12 protein-coding genes are annotated in these 15,954 nt (G+C 74.5%); 4 read left to right on the top strand and 8 right to left on the bottom strand.

From position 1 onward, the window contains the following. Positions 1 to 165: 165 nt before the first annotated feature. From ACFV9Q_RS18690 to sigJ, 6 genes are all read right to left on the bottom strand, one after another. Positions 166 to 2,463: a collagen binding domain-containing protein gene (locus ACFV9Q_RS18690; RefSeq protein ID WP_377235612.1), complete on the bottom strand. Its 2,298-nt coding sequence runs from the start codon at positions 2,461 to 2,463 to the stop codon at positions 166 to 168. Positions 2,464 to 2,535: 72 nt separating this feature from the next. Continuing rightward, on the bottom strand, positions 2,536 to 4,224 hold the full coding sequence (locus ACFV9Q_RS18685; RefSeq protein WP_377235611.1) for an FAD-dependent oxidoreductase: 1,689 nt from the start codon (positions 4,222 to 4,224) through the stop codon (positions 2,536 to 2,538). 73 nt (positions 4,225 to 4,297) lie between these two features. Beyond that, positions 4,298 to 7,216, bottom strand: coding sequence for a M4 family metallopeptidase (locus tag ACFV9Q_RS18680; protein WP_377235610.1), 2,919 nt, complete (start codon positions 7,214 to 7,216; stop codon positions 4,298 to 4,300). 146 nt (positions 7,217 to 7,362) lie between these two features. Then, a complete protein-coding gene (locus ACFV9Q_RS18675) occupies positions 7,363 to 8,457 on the bottom strand; it encodes a LuxR C-terminal-related transcriptional regulator (protein ID WP_377235609.1) in 1,095 nt (364 codons plus the stop codon). A 91-nt stretch (positions 8,458 to 8,548) separates the two neighbouring features. Continuing rightward, positions 8,549 to 9,757 carry an NAD(P)/FAD-dependent oxidoreductase gene (locus tag ACFV9Q_RS18670; protein ID WP_377235608.1) on the bottom strand — a complete coding sequence of 403 codons (1,209 nt, stop codon included), beginning with the start codon at positions 9,755 to 9,757 and terminating at the stop codon, positions 8,549 to 8,551. Between the two features lie 123 nt (positions 9,758 to 9,880). After that, positions 9,881 to 10,834: an RNA polymerase sigma factor SigJ gene (gene sigJ / locus ACFV9Q_RS18665; RefSeq protein ID WP_377235607.1), complete on the bottom strand. Its 954-nt coding sequence runs from the start codon at positions 10,832 to 10,834 to the stop codon at positions 9,881 to 9,883. Positions 10,835 to 10,970: 136 nt separating this feature from the next. Here sigJ and ACFV9Q_RS18660 point away from each other — a divergent pair, with 136 nt between their 5' ends. From ACFV9Q_RS18660 to ACFV9Q_RS18645, 4 genes are all read left to right on the top strand, one after another. Then, on the top strand, positions 10,971 to 11,564 hold the full coding sequence (locus tag ACFV9Q_RS18660; RefSeq protein ID WP_377235606.1) for a molybdopterin-dependent oxidoreductase: 594 nt from the start codon (positions 10,971 to 10,973) through the stop codon (positions 11,562 to 11,564). Beyond that, positions 11,561 to 12,319, top strand: a complete 759-nt coding sequence (locus ACFV9Q_RS18655; protein ID WP_377235605.1) for an FAD-binding oxidoreductase — start codon at positions 11,561 to 11,563, stop codon at positions 12,317 to 12,319. The genes ACFV9Q_RS18660 and ACFV9Q_RS18655 overlap by 4 nt, the downstream gene beginning before the upstream one ends. Further along, positions 12,319 to 12,576 carry a DUF6510 family protein gene (locus ACFV9Q_RS18650; RefSeq protein ID WP_377235604.1) on the top strand — a complete coding sequence of 86 codons (258 nt, stop codon included), beginning with the start codon at positions 12,319 to 12,321 and terminating at the stop codon, positions 12,574 to 12,576. The genes ACFV9Q_RS18655 and ACFV9Q_RS18650 overlap by 1 nt, the downstream gene beginning before the upstream one ends. A gap of 99 nt (positions 12,577 to 12,675) precedes the next feature. Beyond that, the gene (locus tag ACFV9Q_RS18645; protein WP_377235603.1) at positions 12,676 to 13,302 is read left to right on the top strand and encodes a hypothetical protein; all 627 of its coding nucleotides are present in this window, start codon (positions 12,676 to 12,678) and stop codon (positions 13,300 to 13,302) included. Positions 13,303 to 13,304: 2 nt separating this feature from the next. On the opposite strand, the gene ACFV9Q_RS18640 is transcribed toward ACFV9Q_RS18645, so the two are convergent. Then, on the bottom strand, positions 13,305 to 13,742 hold the full coding sequence (locus ACFV9Q_RS18640; protein ID WP_377235602.1) for a YybH family protein: 438 nt from the start codon (positions 13,740 to 13,742) through the stop codon (positions 13,305 to 13,307). An 85-nt stretch (positions 13,743 to 13,827) separates the two neighbouring features. After that, positions 13,828 to 15,927 (bottom strand): phenylacetic acid degradation bifunctional protein PaaZ, encoded by a 2,100-nt coding sequence (paaZ, locus tag ACFV9Q_RS18635; RefSeq protein WP_377235601.1) that lies wholly within the window; start codon positions 15,925 to 15,927, stop codon positions 13,828 to 13,830. Between the last annotated feature and the right edge of the window lie 27 nt (positions 15,928 to 15,954).

Below are 15,954 nucleotides of genomic sequence, written 5' to 3'. Positions count from 1 at the left end.
GGCTGCGTCGGCGAGGCCCAACCACCTCACGGGCAGCGGGCCCCTCCACTCCCCCACACCCTGCCCCCCTCCCGCCTCGCTGAGTGTTGGCTATTTGCGGCCTGGAACCGGTTCCAGGCCACAAATAGCCAGCACTCAACGAAGTGGGGGCGGACGCCGCAAGGTTCAGCTCCGGCGGCGTGACCCCCGGACCATCGCCACGCCCACGGCCACCAGCACGCCGGCGGCCAGCGCCACCGAGCCGACGGTCGCGCCGGTCGCGGCCAGGTCGCCCGGCTCGGCCGGGTCCGGGTCCGGGTCGGCCGAGGGGTCGGTGCCGGGTGCCGGGCTCGGCGCCTGCGTCGCGTTGGTCAGCACGAAGTCGAGCCCCGTGACCTCCTCGTCCACGACCTCGAAGGCGATGCTGTCCTCGCCCTCCACCACGTACCCCTCGCCGGGCACGACGACGGCGGTGTACGACCCCGGCGGCAGCTCGGTCGACCACGCGCCATCGGCGTCCGTGGTGGCGGTGCCGGCCCGCGCGCCGTCGGCGTCGGTCACGGTCACCGTGGTGTCGGGCACGGGCGCGCCCTCGGCGTGGGTGACCGTGCCGCCGACGGGCAGCTCCTGCGGCTCGACGGACTCGTCGACCAGCGCGAAGTCCTCCTGGAGCAGGTCCTCGCCGGCGCTGGTCACGGTCACGGACCGCTCGGTGACGTCGGCGGAGTAACCCTCCGGCACGGTGAGGGCGATCGTGTAGTCACCCGGCGGCAGGTCGCCCACGAAGTACCCGCCCACGTCGTCCGTGACCACCGTGACCGGGCCGTCCGGGCCCGTGACCGTGACGGTCGCGCCGGCCACGGGCTCCCCCGCGTCGTCGGTGACGGTGCCGCCGACCGCCCCCGGGTGGGACAGGCCGAAGTCGACGTCGGTCACGTCGTCCGCGCCGACCGTGACGTCCCGGGAGTCCGGACCGTCGGCCCGGTACCCGTCGGGCACGGTGACGCTCACCGTGTGATCGCCCGCAGGCACGCCCTCGAAGAGGTACGTGCCGTCGGCGGCCGTCGTCGTGCTGACCGTGCCGTCCGGGCCCTCCCGCGTGACGACGACCCCCGCGACGGGCTCGCCGCCGACGGTCACCGTGCCGGAGAGCGACGCCGGGGCCGTCACGACGAAGTCGTTGCCGGCAACGGGCTCTTCCTGGCCGACCTCGACCGTGATGTCGTCGGGCACCGTCGCGACGGTGAACCCCTCGGGCACGTCGCTCAGCGTGAACGTGTACTGCTGCGGCTGGTCGTTCGCGGCGTCCCAGCCGACGTGGTCGATCAGGTACTCGCCCGTCGAGCTGGTCACGGCCGTGAGCGGCGCGCCGCCGCCGACCGGCGTGAGGGTGACCGTCGCGCCGGGCACCGGCGTGCCGTCGTCGGTCAGGACCGTGCCGCTCACGGCCACGGGCGCGACGTCGCGCGCCGCGAGGTCGACGCCGGTGGCGTCCGCGTCGGTGAGGTCCACGTCCGTGACCAGCCGGTCGCCGTACGGCACGAGGCCGAACGGGTGGTCGTCGTCCGCCTCCGGCAGGGTGGTCAGCTCCACGCTGTACCCGGCCGCGGCCGCGTACCCGGGGAAGGCGTACTGGCCGCTGTCGTCCGAGGTGGTCGTGGCGAGCTCGGCGCCGTCCGGCCCGAAGAGCGTGAGGGTCGCGCCCGGCAGCACGCCCTGGGGTGCGCCGGCGTCGTCGACCAGGTTGACCGTGCCGGAGATGTCGCGCGCCAGGGAGGCGAACCACGTCTGGTACACGGGGAAGCCGCTGCGCTGGAAGAACTGGACGGTCAGGGTCTTGATCGGCGTCGTGGGCCGGAACCAGCCCGCGGCGCCCGAGGTGTCGGCGGCGGCCGGGTTGCCGATGAGCTCGCCGGTGGCCGGGTCCCACGCCGGCACATCGGCCGCGTCCCCCGTGCACGACGGGCCTCCGGGGACCGGGCAGTAGTTGAAGCCCTCCTGGAAGCCGAGCTCGGCGCCGGCGAGCTGCCGGCCGTCGGCGCCCAGCGCGGTGACGACCGCGCGGTCGGCGTCGATGTCGCCGAGCACGAACGCCCAGCCGCTCGCCGGGGTCGGGCGCTCGAACGTGTAGGTGGTGGTCGACGGCGACGTGGGCCGGTCGGCCTGCGGGCGCAGGTTGAGGTACTGCTGGTCCCGGCTCGACCCGAAGACCGCGCCCGGCGGCGTGGCCGCGCTCAGCCAGGACGACGCCCCGGAGATGACGCCGACGCCGCCGCGCGAGTCGGAGGTCACCGTCGCCTCCGGGAAGCCCGCGGCCGGGAGCCGGACGCTCGTCGACCAGTCGCCGGCCGAGCCGGTCAACGGGTCCCACTCGGCCCATCCGGCGGTGGTCTCCGCCGACGCCGACATCGTCGGAATGACAGCGCTGATCGCGACCAGAACCACCGTCGCGAGCGCGCCCAAGCCCCCTGCAGTGCGCTTCACGCTCGACACGCTATGAGACAACCGGTCTCACCGCGCGAGGAACGATGCGCACGCATCGGGTACCGGGAGGAATCAGGCGCCGAACTCCCGGGCGCGCAGCCGGGCCAGGTGCGCGTGCACCAGCGGGAGCACCGAGGCGCCCTCTCCGCTCGCCGAGGCGACCCGCTTCATCGACCCGGCGCGCACGTCGCCGACCGCGAAGACCCCGGGCACCGTGGTCTCCAGGCTCGCCGGCGGCTGGCCGTCGACCCAGGCGTCGCGGGGCACGTCCCGGCCGGTCAGCACGAACCCGCGCTCGTCGAGCGCGACGCCCTCGGGCAGCCACGTGCAGTCCGGCTCGGCGCCGAGCAGGCAGAACAGCCCGTCGGCGGAGGTCTTGGTCGACTCGCCCGTGTCCAGGTCCTGCAGCCGCAGCCACTGGAGCCAGCCCTCGCCACCGCCGTCGGCCACCACGGTCCGGGTGCGCACCTGGATGGTCGGCGTCGCCTCGATCTCGCGCACCAGGTAGTCCGACATGGTCTCGGCGAGGCTCGCGCGGCGGACCAGGATGGTCACCCCGCCCGCGAACTTGGCGAGGTGGACGGCGGCCTGGCCGGCCGAGTTGCCGCCGCCGACCACGTAGACGTCGCGGTCCTGCAGCTCGCGCGCCATCGACGTGGCCGCGCCGTAGTAGACGCCCGCGCCCACGAGGTCCTCGACCCCGGGCACGCCCAGGCGCCGGTAGCTCACCCCGGTCGCGAGCACCACGGTGCGGGCGCAGAGCTGCGCGCCGCGGACGTGCACGTGCTGGTGCTCGGGCTCGTTCGGCGGTCCCGGCTCGATCCGGGCCGCGGGGCGCCCCGTGAAGAAGCGCGCGCCGAACCGGCTGGCCTGGATGCGGGACCGCTGGGCGAGCCGCATGCCCGAGATGCCGCGCGGGAACCCGAGGTAGTTGCGGATCATCGAGCTCGACCCGGCCTGGCCGCCGATCGCGTCCCGTTCGAGCACGACCGTGGCCAGCCCCTCGGACGCCGCGTAGACGGCCGTGGCCAGGCCCGCGGGGCCGGCGCCGACGATCGCGACGTCGGCGATCACGCCGTCGGGGATCGAGTCGAAACCGCCGTAGATCGCCTCGGTGACGGCCGCCGGGGTCGCCGCGGACAGTGCCTGGCCGCGGAACGTGCTGACCACGGGCAGCTCGGCGCCCGGGCCGGCGGCCTCGAGGATCGCCTCGGCCTCCTCGTCGTCCGGCGTGAGCGAGCGGTACGGGAAGCCGAGGCGCTCCAGGAGGTCCCGGATGGCCGCCGCGTTCCGGTCGCCGGGCTCGGCCACCAGGTCCGTCACCGTCACGACGGGCCGGCCCACCGACCAGCCCCACTCGGAGAGCAGCTCGATCAGCGCGGTGTGGAACTCCTCGTCGCGCGGCCCGCGCGGGAGGATGACGTACGTGTCGAGGTCGCGGCGCGTCATCGCGTCCCGCAGCTCGTCCAGGCTGTCGTTGAAGTACTCGAACGGGACCAGCGACACGCGCCGCGCGGTGGCGACGACGGAGGGGAGCTGGTGCAGCAGCTCGATCGCGGTGCCGTCCGCCAGGTGGTGCTCGGCGGCGACCATCGCGACCTGCTCGCCCTCGCCGACGAGCACCCGCGCCCGGTCCAGGCACGCGGCCACGCCGTGGGTCAGCTCGATCCGGTAGTCGCGGTCATACCGGGCACGGAACTCCTGCTCGACGACGTCGGCATGGTCGCCGCCCGCCAGCAGGATGACTGGCCTGTCGTCCATGGCGCCCAGCGTAGACGCTGACCGGCCCGGCGAACGCCGGGCCGGTCAGCACCCCTCGGGTCAGCCCGTCAGGTCAGCAGCGCTTCGCGCCCGACGCGACCGCGAGGCCGGTCACCGACGTCGCCGTGGACTTGAAGACCACCGTGCGGCCCTCGCCCGCCTCGGCGAACATCTGCGCGCCCGGGCTGCACGAGGCGTCGCCCACGTAGCGGCCGTCGAGCGTGTACTGCTTCAGGCGCGGCATGAGCGCGTCCGTCGGCATCGTGGCGGACTGCCAGGCCTCCTTCGAGGCGTCCTCGGTGACCGTCAGCGTCGTGTCGGACGCCGTCAGCACCCACGCGCGCTTGGCCGTGGTCGAGTTCTCGTCGAACAGGAGCTCGCCCTTCCGCGTGGCGAACGAGTACGCCCGCACCGAGTTGTGCCACGCGCCCTGCTCGGTGTAGCCGGGGTCGCGGTCCGCCACCCAGTAGGCGCCCTTGGTGGTGAGCGCGGGGTAGCTGACGGTCTCGGCGCCGTTGTCCAGGCCGGCCAGGACGGTCTTGCCGGTGCGGGTGTCGAAGACCTCGACGCCGAGCGCCCAGTCCCAGCTCCCGTCGTCGTGCTGGAACACCTCGTAGCGGACGTAGGCGATGCGGCCGGCCTTGACGGTCGGCGCGGTCGCCGGGCCCACCCAGTCGTGCTCCACGGTGTGGACCGTGCTCGACCGGCCCGCGAGGTAGTGCACCTCGTCGATCCAGGTCTCGGCGTCCCACTCCGACCAGGAGACGACGTCGCCGTCCATGCCGAGCCCGGTCACGCGGCCCGTCGTGGTGTAGAGGGTCGTGGCCCGGCCGCCGGTCAGCGGCGCGGACATGATCCGGAAGTCCGTGTAGTCGGCCGCCATGGACAGCCACACCACCCGCTTGCCGTCGGTCTGGGCGAAGCTGTTGACCCGCCCGTCGGCCGCGGAGACCCGGCGGGGCTCGCCCCGGCCGTCGGTCCGGCCGGCCCAGATCGACGTCGGCTCCGTGCCGTCGGCGCTGGAGCGCGCCACGGCCCACCAGTCGCCGCCGGTCGACGGCTGCATGTCCGTGTACAGCCCGGTGTCCAGCCGGTCGAGGAGCAGCGACGTGCCCTTGCCCGGCAGGTTCTTCTCCCAGGCCTCGGTGACGCCGCGCGAGTCGAACGCCCGCTCGACGACCTTGAGCTGCTTGGCCTTCAGGCCGTAGGAGCGCGCGGCGGCGATCACGGCCTCCCGGGCGTCCACGAAGTCGGACAGCGGCGTGAGGTACTCGGTCAGCGCCCGGTAGACGATCTTGTCGGCCAGCTCGCCGCCCAGCGACTCGCGGACGTCCCACAGCGCGCCCGAGACGATGGTCGAGTTCAGGTGCACGCCGCCGTAGTCGAAGCGCGCGTCGGTGTCGATGAGGTGGTTGAAGTCCGCCGTCGTCATGCCGTCGTCGAGGTCCCGCAGGGCGCAGTCGACCGGGGCCGTGGTGCGGCACAGATCGCCGCCCAGGAGGCTCGCCTCCGGGTCGCTCATCGGGATCCCCGACACGTCGACGTCGATCGCGTTGCCGAAGTAGTCGGCGATCGCCTCGTTCAGCGCGCCCTGCTGGCCGCTGTAGAGGAAGCCCGCGGTGTGCTCCACCACGCCGTGCGTCATCTCGTGGCCGACGACGTCGAGGTCGGCGGCGAGCGACTTGTACTCCGAGTCGCCGGTCCCGTAGACCATCTTGGTGCCGTCCCAGAACGCGTTCACGAACGGGTTGCCGCCGTAGGTGATGCCCACGAAGGAGTCGAGCGCCATGCCGGCGTCGTCCAGGCTGTCGCGCCCGTGCTCCACCTTGTAGTACTCGAACACCTGGGCCGCGGCCCAGTGCGCGTCGACCGCGCCGAGGTCGGTCAGGTCGGTGCCCAGCGTGCTCGACGGCGACGCGAAGGGCGCGATGCCCTCGGGCCACTGGCCCGCCGTGTCGTAGTAGTCGTTGTGCGTCGCGTCCCAGGTGGTGATGGGCACGGTCCGGCCGTCGGCCAGGGTGTGGCTCACATCCGTGGTCAGGTAGGTGCCCGTGGCGTCCACCCGCTGCAGCCCGACGTCGACGGTCGTGCCGTCGGCCTTGGTCCCCGTGCCGGTCACCGGCGTCACGCCGTTGCCGGACGCCGGCGGCTCCGCGGCGTCGGCACCGGCCGCGGCGGCCGTCGCCTCCTGGTCGGCCCGCAGGGCCTCGACCTGCTGCGGCGCGGCGAGCGTGCGCAGCCGGCTGGAGCTGAGCAGCACGGCGCCGGAGGCGGCGTCGACGTACACGTCGGTGAGCACGGGCTCGCCCGTGACCGGCGCGGTACCGCGCACCAGCACGTGCCGGGCCAGGATGCCGGTGCCCGACGGGACGACCGCGAGGCCCTGGTCGGTGCCGGTCAGGTCCGGCGTCGCCGCCGACGGCGCCGTGCCGGGCCGCACCCCGCCCGCGACGACGGCCGCGCCGCCGGTCAGGCTCTTGCCGATCCCCTCGACCGCCCGCTCGACGGCCGTGGCCGCGGGCAGGGTCGGCGCCGTCGTGTCGACGTCGAGCTCGGTGAAGTAGGAGCCCGAGGTGCCGGTGACGGTCCGCTCGCCGCCCTGCTTCTCCATGCGGACGACGTACTGGCCGCCCAGCACGGGCAGCTTCTTGTACCGCTGGTCCAGCCGGACGGTCTCGCGGGTGCCCTCGCGCTGCACGTCGGCGGTGACCAGCGTGGCGTCGGGGTCGGCGATCCCGTAGCGCGACCGGTGGCCCTCGAGGTGGGTCCGCGCGGCGGCGGCCGGGGCGAGGGCGGCGTCGACGGGCTCGTCGAGCCCCTCGACCAGTCCGGGCGTGTCCGTCTCGGACAGCGGTGTGGCCGTGGCCGGCAGCTCGGCCGTCGTGCCGGCCGGCACAGCGGCCGGTGCGGCGTGGGCGGCGGGGACCGCGGCCCCGAGCAGGGCGGCCGCCGCCAGCACGGCGACCGCACGGTTGGGTCTCTGGATACGCATGGGCTTCTCCTACGACCCTCTCGGGCCGGACTGATCTGGTACCGGCCGCACCCTCGCGCCCGTCGGACGAGACAACTGTGCTGACCGACGACATACCGGACAAGGAGAAGATTGCGCACCTGCGCAGATGAGCAGCCCGGATGTCGCTACGCGCGCGTCCGGGCGAGCAGGCCCTGTTCGGCCGCGAACAGCCCGATCTGGAACCGGGTGCGCGCGCCCAGCTTCTCCGCGAGCGCCGTGACCTCGGCCTGGACCGTGCGCCGGCTGATGTCGAGCGTGCGGGCGATCGCCTCGTCGGTGAGCCCGCCGGCCATGAGGTCGAGGATGGACCGCGTGCGCTGCTCCAGCCGCACCCGGGGCAGCGGCGACCAGGCGGCGGCCGGGCCCTCCCCGGCGACGTCGGCGTCTCCGTCGGCCTCGCCGTCGGGCAGTGCGCCGTCCGCCCCGGCGCCCGCCCACATGGACTGCGGCATCGCGGCGTCCCACACCCGCTCGAAGAGGTCGGTCAGGGCGCCCACCAGCGCGGGGGCGTGCACCACGAGCGAGGCGCTGCCGGCGTCGTCGCCGGCGGCGGGCAGCATGGCGATCTTCTGGTCGACCACGACGAGCTTGAGCGGGACCTGCGGCGACAGGCGCAGGCCGGCGCCGGTCTCCTGCCCGCCGAGCGCGGTCTCGAGGGAGACCGGGTCGATGAACGTGGCGCTCTCGTACACGCTGCGCAGCTCCACCGTGGGGCTCATCGCGGGCCGGTCCACCTCGTCGAGCAGCTCGGGGGTGGGCTGGAGGTAGGGCGGCCGGGCGAGGTGCAGCACCTCGTGCGTGGCGGTCTCCATGAGGTGCCAGTACAGCGCGCCGACCTGTTCCGCCCCGACCACGACGTCCACGAGCGCCGTGTCGCCCGCCTGGCCGGTGGCCTCCTGGTAGGCCTTCTCGAGGTGGTCGGCGTGCAGCTCCCAGACGGCGATCTCCAGGCGGCGCCGGGCGAGCAGGGTGGTGAGCACCGAGCGCGGCGGCAGGGCCGACCAGTGCCGGGACCGGGACCGGCCCGGTGCGGGGACCCGCACCACGAGCCCGTCCGCGGCGAGCGCGGTCAGCGCGGCGCGGACGTCCGCGGCGTCCAGGCCCACCGCCGCGGCGATCCCGGCCTCCGGCACGGCGTCGCGCCCCACGAGGTGGTCGAGCACGCGGACCGTGGGGGGCGTCGCGACGTCCAGCGACCGGCGCACGTCGTCCGAGATCATGGCTTGCCTCCTTGGCACAGGTGCTCGCGCCAAGTCACCCTTGCCTCGGCGGCGGGCGGACGAGGCCCGCTCGCTCGTTTTTTCGGAGACTTTAGCCCTTCAGCGCGGGCATATCGCCGTAATTCACCCGCTCGCGCTCGGCACCCGGGGCCGCCGTGACATGCCGCCGGCGGGCCGGGTAGGGCACCGGGTGGGCGACCATCCAGGCGGCTCCGGTGCAGACCAGCTCCTTGTACCGGGCGGCGAGGCGGCCGCCGGGGGCGGCGTCCTTGGCCCGGTCGTCGGTCGTGACGAGCTGGATGAGGGCGTCGCGCCGGCCCAGGCTGATGCACTGGTGCACGTACCCGAACGGCATGTGCGGGAGCCTGCCCCCGGTCAGGCGCGCCGCGATCGAGTCGGCGGCCTGCCAGGCCATCGGGATGCCGGACGCGCACGACATGCGCAGCACGTTGTCCACGGGGCCGTGCGCCAGCGCGGCGTCGCCCGCGGCGTAGACGTCCGGGTGGGAGACGGAGCGCATGGTCTCGTCGACCACGATCCGCCCGTCCGCGCCGACCCGCAGGCTCGTCGCGGCGGCGATCGGGTGCACGCCGAACCCGGTGGCCCACACGGCGACGTCCGCCGGGATCGTCGCGTCGCGGGTCAGCACGGCGGCGGCGTCCACGCCCGTGACGTCGGCGTGCTCGTGGACCGTGACGCCGAGCCGGTCGAGGACGGCGCGCAGGTGGCGCCGACCGGCCGCCGAGAGCCAGTCCCCGAGCCCGCCGCGGACGGCGATCGCGACGTCCAGGTCGGTGCGGGCCTCCGCGATCTCGGTGACGGCCTCGATGCCGGTCAGCCCACCGCCGACCACGACCACGCGGCCCCCGGGGGCGAGCCCGGCCAGCCGCTCGCGCAGGCGGAGCGCGCCCGGCCGGCTCGCCAGCTCGTGGGCGTGCTCGGCGACGCCGGGTACGCCGTGGTCGGCGAGCGCGCTGCCCAGGGCGTAGACGAGCGTGTCGTAGGCGAGCACGTCCGCGCCGTCCGCCCCGGTCAGGGAGACGGTCCGGCGGTCGACGTCGACGGCGGTCACGCGGGCTACCCGCAGGCGCACGCCCGTGCCGGCGAGCAGGTCGCGCAGCGGCCGGGGGCGCAGGTCCTGGCCCGTGGCCACCTGGTGCAGGCGCACCCGCTCGACGAAGTCCGGCTCGGCGTTGACCAGGGTGAGCTCGACGTCGTCGGGGTGCAGCCGGCGGGCCAGCCGGCCGGCGGCGGAGGCTCCGGCGTACCCGGCCCCGAGAATGACGATGCGGTGCTTCATGGGATCCCTCAGCTCGTGTCGGTGGGACGTGCGTGCCTCCTGAACCGGACGGCACGCTGATCCCTGACACCCCGCACCTGTGACGCCGCTCACAGGGGCCGGCCCCGCCTCACCGGTCCAGCCTCACCAGCCCCGGATCAGCGGCTCCCCGTGCTCCGTGGCCGCCCACTGGCGACCCGCCCGGCCGAGCTTGTCCGGGTTGACCTGGCTGAGCACGGCGGTGATCCCGTCGGCCGTCGCCTCCAGCGTCATCACGCCCACCAGGCGGTCGCCGACCACGACGACCAGCGCCGGGAGCCCGTTCGCCGTCCAGGCGTAGATGTCGGGGCTGCCGCCCAGCATCGCGCGCTTGGCCTCGGCCGGCCGGAACAGGCCGCGCAGGAACTTGGCCACGGCCGTGGCGCCGAGCACCGCGGTCGCGCGCGCCGCGACCTTGCCGCCGCCGTCGCCCACCCCCACGACGTCGGCCGTCAGCAGCTTGACCAGGGGTTCGAGCTGCCCGCTCGTCGCGGCCGCCAGGAACTCCTCCACGACCGGCCGCGCGGCCGCCAGGTCGACGGCCGCGCGGGTCCGCTCCTCCGCAAGGTGCTGCCTGGCCCGGTGGAGCACCTGCTGGCTGCCCACCTCGGTGAGGTCGAGCATCTCGGCGATCTCCGCGTGCGAGAACGCGAACGCCTCGCGCAGCACGTAGACGGCCCGCTCGGTGGGCGTCAGGCGCTCCATCAGCACGAGCATCGCCGTGGACACCGAGTCGCGCTGCTCCGCCGTGTCCGCCGGGCCGAGCATCGGGTCGCCGCCGAGCAGCGGCTCCGGCAGCCACTCGCCCACGTAGACCTCGCGGCGGGCCCGCGCCGACTTGAGCTGGGTCAGGCACAGGTTGGTCAGCACCCGGGTCAGCCAGGCCTCCGGCACCCGGATCTGCGTCCGGTCGGCCGCCTCCCAGCGCAGGAACGTCTCCTGCGCGGCGTCCTCGGCCTCCGCCGCCGACCCGAGCAGCCGGTAGGCGATGGCCTCCAGCCGGCCCCGGAGGTGCTCGAAGAGCTCCAGCTCGTCCTGGCTCGGCGACTCGCTCGTCATGCCGCGACCCTACTGCCCGAACTCACCCGCTGACGCGGGCCGGTTCGCGCGCCAGCGGGCGGCCCCGGCCCTACGCTGTTCCCACCATCGAACCGTGCCCGGCCGGCCCGGCACGGTCGCCGGGAGGAGACCCAGCATGTCCTTCGTCACCCGTGGATTCTCCGGTCGTCGCCGGGAGCCCGACACGCGGCTCCCGCCGGGCCAGACGCTCGTGCAGGACTGGCCCGTGCTCAGCGCCGGACCCACCCCGCAGGTCGACACCGCCGACTGGGAGCTCACCCTCCAGGACGAGACCGGCACCGACCACCGCTGGAGCTGGGACGAGCTCCTCGCGCTCGGGGTCGAGGACGTCACCGTGGACATCCACTGCGTCACCCACTGGTCCCGGCTCGACATGGGCTGGCGCGGGGTGAGCCTCGACAAGATCTTCGAGAACGTGGAGTCCGAGCACGAGTACGTCATGGCGCACTCCTACGGCGGGTACACCACGAACGTGCCGCTGGAGGACCTGCTCGACGGCAAGGCCTGGATCGCCACGGAGGCCGACGGCGCGCCGCTCGACCCGGAGCACGGCGGTCCCGCCCGGCTGCTCGTGCCCCACCTCTACTTCTGGAAGAGCGCCAAGTGGGTGCGGGGCCTGACGATGATGCCGGACAACGACCCGGGCTTCTGGGAGCAGTACGGCTACCACCTCTACGGGGACCCGTGGAAGGAGGAGCGCTACTGGTGAGCGCGCCATTCGTGACCCTGGGCCGGTCCCGGCCGCGCCCCGCGTGGCACGTCGCGACCGTGGTCGAGGCGCGCCGCGAGACGCCGTCGGCCGCGCGCCTCGTGCTGGACGTGCCCACGTGGCCGGGCAGCGAGGCGGGCGCGCACCTCGACGTGCGCCTGACCGCCCCGGACGGCTACCAGGCGAGCCGGTCGTACTCGATCGCCGCGGCGACGCCGGCGGGTCAGGTGGTCCTGGCGGTCGACGAGCTGCCGGACGGCGAGGTCTCGCCCTTCCTGGTGCACGACCTCCGGCCCGGCGACCAGCTCGAGCTGCACGGCCCGCTGGGCGCGTTCTTCGTCTGGCGGCCCGGCACGGGCGACCGCCCGGTCCAGCTCGTCGCGGGCGGCTCCGGCGTCGTGCCGCTGTACGCGATGGCCGCGGCGCACGGCGCCGCCGCCGACCCGGCGCCGTTCCGGCTGCTGTACTCCGTGCGCACCCCGGACGACGTGTACTTCGCGGACGAGCTCGCGGGCCTGGCCGGACCGGCCTTCGAGCTGGACCTCGTCTACACCCGCGAGGCGCCGGCCGGCTGGCCCGACGCCGTCGGGCGCCTCACCCGGGAGGCCCTCGCCGCCCGGACCGTCCCGGCCGACCAGCGGCCGCACGTCTACGTCTGCGGCTCGACGGGCTTCGTCGAGACGGTGGCCCGCTGGCTGCAGGAGCTCGGCCACGCCGCGGCGGACATCCACACCGAGCGCTTCGGAGGTCTTTGATGACACACCACCTCGACGGCAACGTGCTCGCGGGCGCGCTCTCCGAGGTCTTCACGTCCGACGTGACGGCCGCGCGCGGCCGCTGCGGCGGCTGCGGGCACATGGCCGCGCTCGCCGAGGCCATGGTCTACACCGACGCCCCCGGGCTGGTGGCCCGGTGCGCCGGGTGCGACCAGGTGCTCGCGACGGTCGTGGACACCGGCGACCGCGTGATCCTGAGCCTCGCCGGCCTGAGCGCCGTCGAGCTCCGGCGCTGACCTCCCCTCGCTCCACTTGACCTCTGCCACGGGGCGGCGGAGTGTGGAATGGACGGCAGCGCCGTCCGGACGCTGCCCCGAGCACAGGGAGAGTCCGTCATGTTCGTACGCACTACCGAGGTCCAGGGAGATCCCGCCGGGATCGACGACGGGCTGCGGATGGTCCGCGAGGAGGTCTTCCCGGCGGTGACAGCCATGGACGGCTGCGTCGGGATGTCGTTGCTGGTCAACCACGAGTCCGGGCGGTGCATCGCCACGACGGCGTGGCAGTCGCACGACGCTATGGTGATGAGCGCCGACGACGTGCGCCCGCTGCGCGAGCGCGCCGTGCAGGCGCTGGGGAGCACCGGGGGCGGCGACGTCAACGAGTGGGAGGCCGCCGTCGTCCACCGCGACCACGCCACGCCCGACGGCGCCTGCGCCCGCCTCACCTGGCTGAGCGGAGGCCAGGACATGGTCGACCGCTGTATCGACCTCTACCGCATGGTCATCCTGCCGCAGCTCCAGGAGATGGACGGCTTCTGCAGCGGCAGTCTCATGGTCGACCGCGAGGCCGGCCGGGCCGTCGGCACGACCGCCTTCGACAGCATGGGGGCCGTCGTGGCCGCCCGCGAGGCCACGGCCCGCATCCGCGAGCGCGTGGTCAGCGAGCTCGGCGCCACGGTCGACAACCTCGAGGAGATGGAGATCGCGTTCGCGCACCTCCACGTCCCCGAGATGGCCTGAGGTCAGGGCTCCAGGTCAGTCAGCCCCCGGCCGCTGCGCAGGTCGAGCGGCACCGAGACCTGGTCGTGCGCGATCAGCCAGGTGCCGCCCACCCTGCGGAGGCCGAACGTGGCCCGCACCCACATGCCGCTCGTCACGGACCCGTCCTGCAGCGTGCCGCTGAGCCGCCCGAAGGCGTGCCCGAACGCGACCGTCCCGTCGACGGCGAGCACCAGGTCGCGGAACTCGTAGCCGACCTCGGCGAACACAGCGAACACGCGCGCCCAGTTCGCCAGCTTGGCGTCCACACCCACGTGCTGCAGCGGCGGCTCGACGTCGAACGACACGACGTCGTCCGCGTAGAGCCGCCGCAGCGCGTCGAGGTCCTTGGCCCGCAGCCCGTCGACGATCCCGTCGAGCACCTGCCTGATCTGGGCCTCGTCGTCCTGTCGTGTGGTCATCGTCGTCCGTGTGGTCATCACTGTCCGTCCCTTGCGTCCGGTGGTTCTCACAGGGGTGACGGACGGGAGGCGCGGAACGTGACCGTCAGCCCTCGGCGCGGTCGGTGCGGTCCTCCTTGGCGACCAGGGTCAGCACGTCGTACGTGGCCACCTGCTCGTCGCGCTGGTTGGTGAGCACGGCGTCCCAGCGCACCTCGCCGTAGTCCTCGTCCTCGCGCGGCGTGATCTGGGCGGCGGTCAGCCGCACCCGGATCGTGTCCCCGGGCGACACCGGCGTCAGGAAGCGCAGGTTCTCCAGGCCGTAGTTCGCGAGCACGGGCCCCGGCGCGGGGTCGACGAACAGCCCGGCCGCGAACGACACGAGCAGGTACCCGTGCGCCACGCGCCCGGGGAAGAACGGGTTGGCCGCGGCCGCCTCCTCGTCCGTGTGGGCGTAGAAGGTGTCGCCGGTGAAGTCGGCGAAGTGCGTGATGTCGTCCAGCGTCACCTCGCGCGGCGCGGACTCGACGGCGTCGCCGATCCGGAGGTCGGCCAGCGACCGGCGGAAGGGGTGGCCCGCGTCGGTGCGGGACGGCGCCCCCGCCCGCCACCGCCCGGTCAGCGCGGTCAGCGCCGCGGGCGTGCCCTGCACCGCCGTGCGCTGCATGTAGTGCTCCACGGCGCGGACGCCGCCGAGCTCCTCGCCGCCGCCCGCGCGGCCCGGCCCGCCGTGGACCAGGTGCGGCACCGGGGAGCCGTGGCCCGTCGAGGAGCGCGCGTCGTCCCGGTCGAGCACCAGCACGCGCCCGTGCATCGGCGCGATCCCGGTGACGAGGTGCCGCACCACGGCGGGGTCGGCGGACGCGACGGTGGCCACCAGCGAGCCGCCGCCGAGGTTGGCCAGCCGGACGGCGTCGTCGAGGTCGCGGTAGCCGATCACCGAGGCGACCGGCCCGAAGGCCTCGACGTCGTGCACCGCGGGCGCCGCAGGGTCGGCGAACCGCAGCAGCATGGGCGCGACGAACGCGCCGTCGGGCGCGGGTCCGCGGCTGCCGTCGGCGTGCACCACCTCGGGCTCCGCGAGGTCGCCGACCACGATCTGCCCGCCGCCCGCGACGAGCTCGCGGACGCTGCGCAGCACCTCCTCCTTCTGCCCCGCGCTCGCCAGGGCGCCCATCGTGACGCCGTCGGCCCGCGGGTCGCCGACCACGACGCGCTGCGCGATCCGCTCGCGCACGGCCTCGATCACGGCGTCCTCGCGGTCGGCCGGGACGATCACCCGGCGGATCGCCGTGCACTTCTGCCCGGCCTTGACGGTCATCTCCGTGACCACCGAGGCGACGAACGCCGCGAACTCAGGGCTACCGGGCTCCACGTCCGAGCCCAGCACCGCCGCGTTGAGCGAGTCCGTCTCCGCGGTGAGCACCACGCCCCGGCGGATCACGGCGTCGTCCACGGCGAGCACCCGCGCGGTGGACGCGGAGCCGGTGAAGCTCACGGCGTCGCGCACGTCGAGCACGTCGAGGAACCCGCGGGCCGGGCCGCTGACGAGCTGCAGCGCGCCGTCGGGCAGGAGGCCGGAGTCGACGATCGCCCGCACCGCGGCCTCGGCGAGGTACGCGGTGGCCGAGGCCGGCTTGACGATCGTCGGCACGCCCGCGAGGAAGGCGGGCGCGAACTTCTCCAGCATGCCCCACACCGGGAAGTTGAAGGCGTTGACCTGGAAGGCGACGCCCTGCCGCCGCACGCGGACGTGCTGGCCGCCGAACGACCCGTCCCGGGACAGGTTCTCCGGCGGCCCGTCGACCAGGAGCTGCGCGTTGGGCAGCTCCCGGCGCCCCTTCGACCCGTAGGTGAACAGGACGCCGATGCCGCCGTCGATGTCGACCAGGGCGTCCCGCCGGGTGCCGCCGGTGCGCAGGCTCACCTCGTAGAGGTCCTCCTTGACGCCGGTGAGGTGCTGCGCGAGCCGCTTGAGCAGGAGGGCGCGCTGGTGGAACGTGAGCGCGCCGAGCGCGGCCTGGCCCACGGTCCGGCCGTAGTCGGCGACGGCCCGCAGGTCGACCGGGCTGCCCGAGACCGCCGCGACCGGCTCCCCGGTCGAGGCGTCCCGCACGACCTGGGCCTCTGCGTCCGACGGCGGGCGCTGCCAGGCCCCGAGGACGTAGCTGTCGAGGGTGCGCACCGGGGTCTCCGTCGCGGTCATGGCGTCTTCCTTTCGGCTGTTCCGACG

This window comes from Promicromonospora sp. NPDC059942 (assembly GCF_042731755.1).
Taxonomy (GTDB): domain Bacteria; phylum Actinomycetota; class Actinomycetes; order Actinomycetales; family Cellulomonadaceae; genus Promicromonospora.
This window is presented reverse-complemented; position numbering and strand designations above follow the sequence as displayed.

Coding starts and splice junctions, on each gene's coding strand:
- ACFV9Q_RS18685 (WP_377235611.1), bottom strand. CDS start 4,224: ATGGACGACAGGCCAGTCATCCTGCTGGCGGGCGGCGACCATGCCGAC.
- ACFV9Q_RS18680 (WP_377235610.1), bottom strand. CDS start 7,216: ATGCGTATCCAGAGACCCAACCGTGCGGTCGCCGTGCTGGCGGCGGCC.
- ACFV9Q_RS18675 (WP_377235609.1), bottom strand. CDS start 8,457: ATGATCTCGGACGACGTGCGCCGGTCGCTGGACGTCGCGACGCCCCCC.
- ACFV9Q_RS18670 (WP_377235608.1), bottom strand. CDS start 9,757: ATGAAGCACCGCATCGTCATTCTCGGGGCCGGGTACGCCGGAGCCTCC.
- sigJ (WP_377235607.1), bottom strand. CDS start 10,834: ATGACGAGCGAGTCGCCGAGCCAGGACGAGCTGGAGCTCTTCGAGCAC.
- ACFV9Q_RS18660 (WP_377235606.1), top strand. CDS start 10,971: ATGTCCTTCGTCACCCGTGGATTCTCCGGTCGTCGCCGGGAGCCCGAC.
- ACFV9Q_RS18650 (WP_377235604.1), top strand. CDS start 12,319: ATGACACACCACCTCGACGGCAACGTGCTCGCGGGCGCGCTCTCCGAG.
- ACFV9Q_RS18645 (WP_377235603.1), top strand. CDS start 12,676: ATGTTCGTACGCACTACCGAGGTCCAGGGAGATCCCGCCGGGATCGAC.
- ACFV9Q_RS18640 (WP_377235602.1), bottom strand. CDS start 13,742: ATGACCACACGACAGGACGACGAGGCCCAGATCAGGCAGGTGCTCGAC.
- paaZ (WP_377235601.1), bottom strand. CDS start 15,927: ATGACCGCGACGGAGACCCCGGTGCGCACCCTCGACAGCTACGTCCTC.